4 protein-coding genes and 1 pseudogene are annotated in these 8825 nt (G+C 59.7%); 4 read left to right on the top strand and 1 reads right to left on the bottom strand.

Going from position 1 to position 8825, the window contains the following annotated elements; genetic code table 11:
- Window positions 1–222, top strand: a pseudogene (locus tag ABX749_RS12360) (efflux transporter periplasmic adaptor subunit); the annotation flags it as partial.
- A gap of 92 nt (window positions 223–314) precedes the next feature.
- Window positions 315–3374, top strand: a complete 3060-nt coding sequence (locus tag ABX749_RS12355; protein ID WP_372896257.1) for an efflux RND transporter permease subunit — start codon at window positions 315–317, stop codon at window positions 3372–3374.
- Here ABX749_RS12355 and ABX749_RS12350 read toward each other — a convergent pair.
- Complete coding sequence (locus ABX749_RS12350; protein WP_372896256.1) at window positions 3366–4136, bottom strand: helix-turn-helix domain-containing protein; 771 nt, start codon at window positions 4134–4136, stop codon at window positions 3366–3368. The two genes, ABX749_RS12355 and ABX749_RS12350, sit on opposite strands and share 9 nt — an antisense overlap.
- Window positions 4137–4250: 114 nt before the next feature.
- Here ABX749_RS12350 and ABX749_RS12345 point away from each other — a divergent pair, with 114 nt between their 5' ends.
- On the top strand, window positions 4251–7340 hold the full coding sequence (locus tag ABX749_RS12345) for a DUF1553 domain-containing protein (protein WP_372896255.1): 3090 nt from the start codon (window positions 4251–4253) through the stop codon (window positions 7338–7340).
- 15 nt (window positions 7341–7355) lie between these two features.
- On the top strand, window positions 7356–8807 hold the full coding sequence (locus tag ABX749_RS12340) for a DUF1501 domain-containing protein (RefSeq protein WP_372896254.1): 1452 nt from the start codon (window positions 7356–7358) through the stop codon (window positions 8805–8807).
- Window positions 8808–8825 lie beyond the last annotated feature (18 nt).

Below are 8825 nucleotides of genomic sequence, written 5' to 3'. Positions count from 1 at the left end.
GATAGCGACACGGTCTGGGTGATGAAAGACGAAATGTTAGAGATCCGACAAACCGACATCGTGTTTCGCGACGCCGACTACGCCTACATTCGCAGCGGTCTGGAAGACGGCGACGAAGTGGTCGTGACCACGCTGGCGACCGTTGCCGACGGCGTCGGGCTGCGCAAGATCAACGACGCCTCGGATCCCGAGGAAATCATCGGTGGGGAGTCGGCCCCGTGAAGCAGCCTGCGGTGAATCCAAAAACGGCGGCTCCGGACTTGGCGACTCCAGCGTCGCCCGCCCGCCCGTCGACAGCTGGGCCGATCGCTTGGATGGCACGCAATTCGATCGCGGCCAATCTGCTGATGATCATTCTGCTCGGTGGCGGAGTCTGGTCGGCCGCCGTGATCCAGAAGGAAGTCTTTCCACAATTCGAACTGGACATCGTCGAAGTCAGCGTCGACTATCCCGGTGCCGCGCCGGAAGAGGTCGAACAGGGAATCTTGCGCCCGATCGAGGGCGCCGTACGATCGGTCGAAGGCATCCGCGAAATCACCAGCGAAGCACGGGAAGGTCGGGGCGAAGTGCTGATCGAAATCGTCGCCGGCCAGCAACGGATGAAAGCGTTCCAGGACATCGAGCAAGCGGTCAGCCGGATTCGCACGTTTCCCGATCAGATCGAACAGCCCGAAGTCCGCTTGCAGTCCGAACAGCGCGAAGCGATGCAGGTGGCGATCTACGGCCCCATCGATGTGTGGTCCCTGCGCAAGTTGGCCGAACAGCTGCGGGACCAGTTGCAAGCTCACGACCAGATCACACAAGTCGAACTGCGACGGGTGCCGGCTTACGTCACGCACGTCGAGATCCCGCGTCAACGGCTGCGCGAGTACGGGCTGACGCTGCCCGACGTGGCGGACATCATCCGAACGTCCAGCCAGGATGTGGCGGCCGGTTCGGTGCAAACCAGTGGCGGAGAGATTTTGTTGCGGGTGAAGGCTCGCAAGCAGTGGGCCGACGAATTTGCGGCCATGGAAATCGTCTCCGGCCGCGACGGTCCGGCCGTCACCCTCGGTGACATCGCCACGATCCGTGACGGATTCGAAGAAGTCGGCTTTCATTCCCAGTTCAGCCAGACGCCGTCGGTGGAACTGGACATCTTTCGCACCGGTTCCCAGTCGCCGACCGATGTTGCCGATGCGGTCCATCAGACGATGCGAGACTTTGAAGGCGTGTTGCCACCGGGCGTGAAGTGGCGGATCGATCGCAACAACGCCGAAGAGTTTCGTCGCCGCTTGAATCTGGTGTTGAAAAACGCGGTGATGGCGGTCTGTATCGTGCTGTTGATTCTGGCGTTGTTTCTTGAGATGCGGCTCGCGTTTTGGGTGATGATGGGCATGGCCGTCTCGTTCATCGGCGGGATCTTGTTGCTGCCCCTGGCCGACGTCAGCATCAACATGATTTCGCTGTTCGGGTTTTTGGTTGTGTTGGGCATCGTCGTCGACGACGCGGTGGTGGTCGGCGAAAACGTCTACGAAAAACGACAGGAAAGCGACGACGACGAGCAAGCCGCGATCGACGGGACCCGCGAGGTCGCCGGTCCGGTCGTCTTCAGCATCCTGACCAACATCGTGGCCTTTGTCCCGCTGATGTTTATCCCCGGGGAGACCGGCAAGTTTTGGGGGCCGTTGCCAATCGTCGTGATCTTGGTGCTGTCCCTGTCACTGGTTGAATCGCTGTTCATTTTGCCCGCACACCTGGCGCATGCCCGTGCCGGCGGACGAAAAGGCCGTGGCTTGGGCGCCACGCTGCACCGCGGCCAACAGGCATTCGGTCGGGCGTTCAATCGCGTCGTCGAAGTGGTGTTCCGTCCCGTGTTGCTGGGTTGTTTGCGATTCCGTTACATCACCGCCTCGACCGCGCTGGGTCTGTTTCTGGTCGTCGGCGGCTACGCCACCAGTTCCCACATGGGCATGATCCTGATGCCCGAAGTCTCTGCCGATGAAATCGAAGCCGGCGTGCGAATGCCGGTCGGGACCACGCAAGCCCAAGCCGCCGAAATCGCCAAGGCCGTGACCGATGCCAGTCTGCGGATGTTCGAAGAGCACGACCTGTACAAAGTCGCCGAGGGCATCAAGACCAACGTCCGTGGAGAGAGCTTTATCGATGTGGAAATCGTGATGAAGCCGCCGGATCAACGCGACATGACCGCCGGTGAAGTGATCGAATTGTGGCGTGAATCGATCGGCGACTTGCCGGGCGTCAGCCAAGTGACCTTTGAAGCCGAACGAGGTCCCGGCGGGGCTCGTCGCGCGATCAGCATCGACCTCAGCCACAGCGACATCGGCGTGTTGGAAAAGGCATCGCAAGCCTTGGTTGAGCGATGTGAAAGCTTTGCCAACGTCCGCGACGTCAGCGACAGCTACAACAAGGGCAAGGTTCAATACGACTTTCGGCTCCGCCCCGAAGGCCGCGCGCTGGGGCTGACTGACGAAGAATTGGGCGAACAGCTTCGCGGCGCGTTCTTCGGTTCACTGGCGCTGCGGCTGTTGCGCGGCACCAATGAAATCGAAGTCCGCGTCAAGTTGCCCGAGGACCAGCGTGAAGACATTTACAACCTGGAAGACATGATCATTCGCACGCCGTCGGGGGCCGAAGTGCCGCTGCTGGACGTCGCGGAACTCGAGCAATCGCTGGCCTTTCGATCGATCGATCGCCGCGACGGAAGACGGGTGATCAACGTGTCGATGGATGTCGAACCCAAACGCGCGGTGACTCAAGTGATCGAAGCGCTGCGCACCGAAGCGTTGCCCCGGTTGCGCGCCGACTACCCCGGCATCACGTGGAGTTTCGAAGGCAGTGACGCGGAGATGCGCCAGGCGACCGCTTCGCTTTGGGGATCGTTCGGTCTTGCCCTGGCGGTGATCTATTCGTTGTTGGCCATCGCGTTTCGCGGTTACGTTCAACCCTTGATCGTGTTGGTCGCGATTCCGTTCGGGATCGTCGGCGCGGTGCTCGGCCACATCCTGCTCGGCTATGACTTGTCGCTGGTCAGTCTGATGGGCGTGATCGCCCTGTCCGGCGTGGTGATCAACGACTCGTTGATCATGATCGACTACGCCAACCGCCGACGTGTGGAAGGTCGCTCGGCGTTTGAAGCGATTTCTCAAGCCGGGCTGCGGCGATTTCGCCCGATCCTGTTGACGACGCTGACCACCTTCGGCGGGTTGATGCCGCTGATTTTCGAAGACTCTTTGCAAGCCCAATACATCATCCCGATGGCGATCTCGCTCGGGTTCGGCATCCTGTTCGCCACCGCCATCATCCTGGTCCTGGTCCCCTGTCTGTACCTGATCCTTGAAGACATCCGACGACCTGTCGGCCATTCACCGTGACCGAAATCGTTTGCGATAGGCCAACGGTGTCATGCCGGTGAAACGGCGAAATCGTTTGGTGAAGTGACTCTGATCAAAGAACCCGACTTCGACTCCAATGTTGGTGATTGATTCGGACGTCCGCGTCAATCGGTCTCGCGCCTCTTGGATGCGTCGTGACAGAATGTACTCCGTCGGTGACATTCGCAGCACGCTACGAAAGCGATGGTTGAATTGTGACGTCGACAAACCGGTCATCGCGGCCAACGCCTTCATCGAGAGGGTCGTTGCATAATGCTCATCGATGAACCGAATCGCGGGTGCCAATTCACTGAAGAACGAGGCTTCTTCGGCGGGGGTCGCGATCGGGTACATCGCACCGGCGATCCCGATCACTTCTTGGTCGGCAGAGAACAGCGGCGTCTTGGTCGAAACATACCATTGCGGCGTACCGCGGACGTGTGGCACCAGCCAGACCTGATTCGGAATCGTGCGTTTTAATTGCATCACGCGGCGGTCTTCGGCGTGGTAGGCGTCGGCCAACGCCGGCGGTTGAAATTCGCTGTCGGTGCGTCCGTAAAGCTCTTCGACATCGGTCAAGCCGAATACATCCGTCAGGGTGCGGGGATTCACCGCGATGTAGCGCTGTTGGCTGTCCTTGGCGTAAAAGAGCACCAGCGGCAGCGACTCGAACAGTTCGGTGACACTGCGGACACCCGGGTTTTGCCTCAGAAAGGCATCGCGGAATGCCTTGCCGGTGGTCGGGGGGGATGTCTTTGCCATCGGCAAATCGTACCAAAATCCATCCAAGCAGGTACAAGACCCGCCGTCAAAAACTGCGATAATGAAAGGCTCCCCTACGCCCTCCCGCCATTTCCTTCCCCTCATCCTTGCGACATGGTTGCACTGAAAAATCTTACCATCGCTGCCTGCTTGGCCCTGGCCCTCGGGGGCGGCCCGGCCGCATGGTGTCAGACGCCGATCTCGTTCAATTCGCAGATCCGCCCGATCTTGTCGGAATACTGTTTCGCCTGCCACGGTCCGGACGAAGAAACCCGTGCCGCCGATCTGAGGCTGGATCAACGTGAGCCCGCGTTGGACTACGGTGCGATCGTCGAAGGGGAACCGGACGAAAGTCTGTTGATCGAGCGAATCGTGTCGGAGGATCCGGACATGCTGATGCCGCCACCGGAAACCGGCAAGACGCTGACGGCGGCACAAAAGGAGTTGCTCGCGGAGTGGATTCGTCAGGGCGGTGAATACCAAAAGCATTGGTCGTTCGAACCGCTGCCCGAGACGATTGCGATTCCAGAGTCGGCGGATGATTGGCCGCGGACCTCCGTCGACCCCTTCGTGGCTCAGAAGCATCGGGAAAAAGGGTTCCGGCCGAACCAAGAAGCAGACAAGGCGACGTGGCTGCGGCGAGTCACATTCGATCTGACCGGGCTGCCACCGACGTTGTCTGAACTGGACGCGTTCCTGGCCGACTCGTCAGACGATGCGTACGAGAAAGTGGTGGGGCGTCTGTTGGCATCTCCGGCTTACGGCGAACGGATGGCGGTGATGTGGCTGGATGTTGCGCGGTATGCGGACACGTTCGGTTACCAAAACGATATTCCGATGGAAGTCTGGCCGTGGCGGCAGTGGGTGATCGAAGCATTCAACTCCAACATGCCGTACGACCAGTTCATCACCGAACAAATCGCCGGCGACCTGATCCCCAATGCAACGGTCTCTCAGCGGTTGGCCACGACATTCAATCGACTGCACCGACAAACCAACGAAGGCGGTAGTGTCGCTGAAGAATTTCGTTTGACCGGCATCACCGACCGGACGACGACGGCGGGCACCGCATTCCTGGGGCTGACCATGGAATGTTGTCGCTGTCATGACCACAAGTTTGACCCGATCAAACAAAAGGAGTTCTATCAGCTTTCGGCGTACTTTTCCGACATCGACGAACTCGGCCTCTACTCGCACTTCACCTTCTCCGCACCCACACCGGCGATGTTGTTGTATGAAGGTGACCAACAACAGAAACACGAAGCGGCCAAGCAAGCGATCGCGGAAGCCGAAGCATCGCTGGAGGCCGCGATCCAAACGGCACGCATTGAGTGGCAGTCGCGCCAGGACGAATGGATCGAAACGTTGCCCGATCCCCGTGAGTCCGTGTTCGCTTCACCGTTGGAAGGAACGGTCGACGGCGTCGTCGGCAAGGCGACCGTCTGTAACGGTGACGACGCGATCGAGTGCAAAGACGCTCCCCTGTTCGGGCGGACATCGGAATTCTCCTACAGCCTTTGGGTTCGCCCCGAATCGCAAGGGCCGCGAATGATGGTGCTGCACCAATCCCGAGCCGCCGAAGACGCCGCCTTCCGTGGGTTGGAACTGACCCTCGACGACGGTCACCCGCAATTCTCGATGATCCACTTTTGGCCCGGCAATGCGATGAGGGTCCGTTCGGTCGAACAGATTCCGACCGAACGATGGACACACCTTGCGGTGACGCACGACGGCAGCGGTCGTGCCGACGGGGTGCTGATTTTCGTCAACGGAAAATCCGTCGAGGTGGAAGTCATTCGCGACCAACTGACACGCGACGTGCGGCAACGAACGGAATGGGGTGATCTGGATGTCGATCGAGTGTCGCTGGCGTTGGGCGCGCGTTTTCGTGATGTCGGATTCCGCGGCGGATGCGTCGATGACCTGAAAGTCTTTGACGTCGAACTTTCGACGGCCGAAGTGCTTTCGATCTTCGCAGCCGTACAACCTGAAAACACTCCTCCCGCCGTCGACCCCGAGATCGCGTTGCAGCATCAATTGCTCACCGCTGACGAAACCGTCGCCCCGGCACGGCGCCGACTGGCGAAAGCTCGCGAGATCGAAAACGAGCTTGTCACGGGGGTGCGAGAAATCATGACGATGCGTCACTACGAAAACGCGCCGCCGACGCACGTACTCGGTCGTGGCGAATATACGAACAAGACAGAACGAGTCTCACCCGGCACCCCCGCGTTGGCCGGCGGCTTGCCCGAGGCCGACGGCGACCGCTTGTCGTTGGCCAAGTGGATGACTGATCCGCAGAACCCGCTGACGTCCCGGGTGATCGCCAACCGCATGTGGCATCTGTTCTTTGGCCGCGGCATCGTCGTCACGCTGGAGGATTTTGGTTCCCAAGGAACACCACCCACGCACCCCCAGTTGCTGGACCATCTCGCTCGGTCGCTGATGAACAACGATTGGGATCTGCATTGGCTGTGTCGCGAGATCGTGCTTTCGTCGACGTATCGCCAGTCTTCCAAAGTTGACGACCCTCAACTTTATCAGCGTGATCGCGACAACACATGGTTGACTCGCGGCCCCAAGCATCGACTCTCCGCCGAGCAGCTGCGTGACACCGTACTGGCGGCTAGCGGATTGCTGGTCAAAAAGATCGGCGGACCCAGCGTGATGCCGTACCAACCGGCAGGTCTTTGGCGAGAATCAGGCACCGGCAAGTCGTACAACCAATCGACGGGCGACGGGCTGTACCGACGCAGCTTGTACACGTTTTGGAAACGGACCGCACCGCCGCCGACGATGTTGACGCTCGATGCGACCAGCCGCGAAAGCTGCACGCCCCGACGCGAGCTGACGACGACGCCGCTGCAGGCACTCGTGTTCCTAAACGACCCCCAATACGTCGAAGCGTCACGTGTGCTGGCGGAATCCTTGGTGCAAACGCATCCCGATGACCACGATGCACGCTGGAACGAACTGTTCCGCAAAGTTCTCAGCCGTCCACCCAATGACGGTGAACGAGAGGTGATCAACCAGTTGTATCACGAACAACAGACGTATTTTTCGAAGAACGATTCTCTCGCCGACGAGTTCCTCAACGTCGGCGCTCAGCCGCTGCAAGATGCGGCCGAGCGAACGGATGTGGCGGCGACGACCATCGTGGTTCAAGCCCTGTTTGCCTACGACGAATCCATCATGCTCCGATAAATGAGCGGTAACGACATGGACTTTTCAACCACACGACGACACTGGCTGCAACAGTTTGGCATGGGGTTCGGAGGGATCGCCGCAGCGCACATGCTGCAACGCGATCTTGCCGGCGCCGCCCCAGCCGGCTCGCACGGTCCCGGCATCCCCAGCGGCGGAGTGGTCAATCCGACCCACCACGCACCGAAAGCCAAACGAGTGATTTACTTGTTTCAAGCCGGCGGACCCTCGCAGCTGGAAACCTGGGACTACAAACCGCTGCTCAATGAGAAACAGGGTGAACCGTTGCCGGACTCGGTTCGCCAAGGCCAACGCTTGACGGGCATGTCGGGTAATCAAGCGATTTTGCCGCTGGCCGGTTCGATGTACAAGTTCAATCGGCACGGCGAAAACGGCACCTGGGTCAGCGAGTTGATGCCGCACATGGCCAAGCAGGTCGATCAGATCGCGGTGATCAAATCGATGTACACCGAAGCGATCAACCACGATCCGGCGATCACGTTTTTGCAAACCGGCAACCAGCTCTCCGGCCGACCCAGCATCGGTTCCTGGTTGCACTATGGCCTGGGTAGCGAGAACGACAACCTGCCGACCTTTGTTGTGTTGGTGACCAAGGGCAAAGGCGGCCAGCCACTGTATTCACGGTTGTGGGGCTCGGGGTTTCTGCCCGCACGTTATCAAGGCGTTCAGTTTCGCTCGGGCAAAGAGCCGGTGTTGTACCTGTCCAATCCGCCTGGTATTTCGGCGGGCAGCCGACGCAACATGCTCGATCGGCTCAACGATTTGCACCAGCTGGAACAAGATCGATTGGGTGACCCCGCACTGGCGACGCGAATCGAACAATACGAGATGGCGTATCGAATGCAATCGAGCGTTCCGGATGTCGCCAACCTTGCCGACGAACCGCAAAGCGTCAAAGATCTTTATGGGCCCGACGTTTCAAAACCCGGGTCGTTCGCCGCCAACTGTCTGTTGGCCAGGCGGTTGGCCGAACGCGGCGTTCGCTTCATTCAGCTTTACCACCAGGGCTGGGACCACCACGGAAACATCCCCGGTGGCATGAAGACCCAATGTCGGGACACCGATCAACCGTCCGCCGCACTGCTGCAAGACCTGCAGCAGCGAGGATTGCTGGACGACACGTTGGTGATCTGGGGCGGCGAGTTCGGACGGACGAATTATTCTCAAGGAACGTTGACCGCGACCAATTACGGACGTGACCATCATCCGCGTTGCTTCACCATGTGGATGGCCGGCGGCGGCGTGAAGCCCGGCGTCAATCACGGCGAAACCTGTCCGTTCGGCTACAATGTGGTTGCCGATGGCGTTCACGTGCGAGACTTCCACGCGACGTTGTTACATTTGATGGGCATTGACCACCACCGCCTGTCTGTCAAATTCCAAGGCTTGGACGCCCGGCTGACCGGTGTCGAACCGGCACGGGTTGTCAACGAAATCCTGGCGTAGACTCAAGCGGAAGCCTCT

It is taken from the genome of Stieleria sp. (assembly GCF_041595215.1).
GTDB classification, from domain to species: domain Bacteria; phylum Planctomycetota; class Planctomycetia; order Pirellulales; family Pirellulaceae; genus Stieleria; species Stieleria magnilauensis.
Note: the sequence above shows the minus strand (reverse complement) of the source record. Positions and strands in the feature narration are given on the sequence as shown.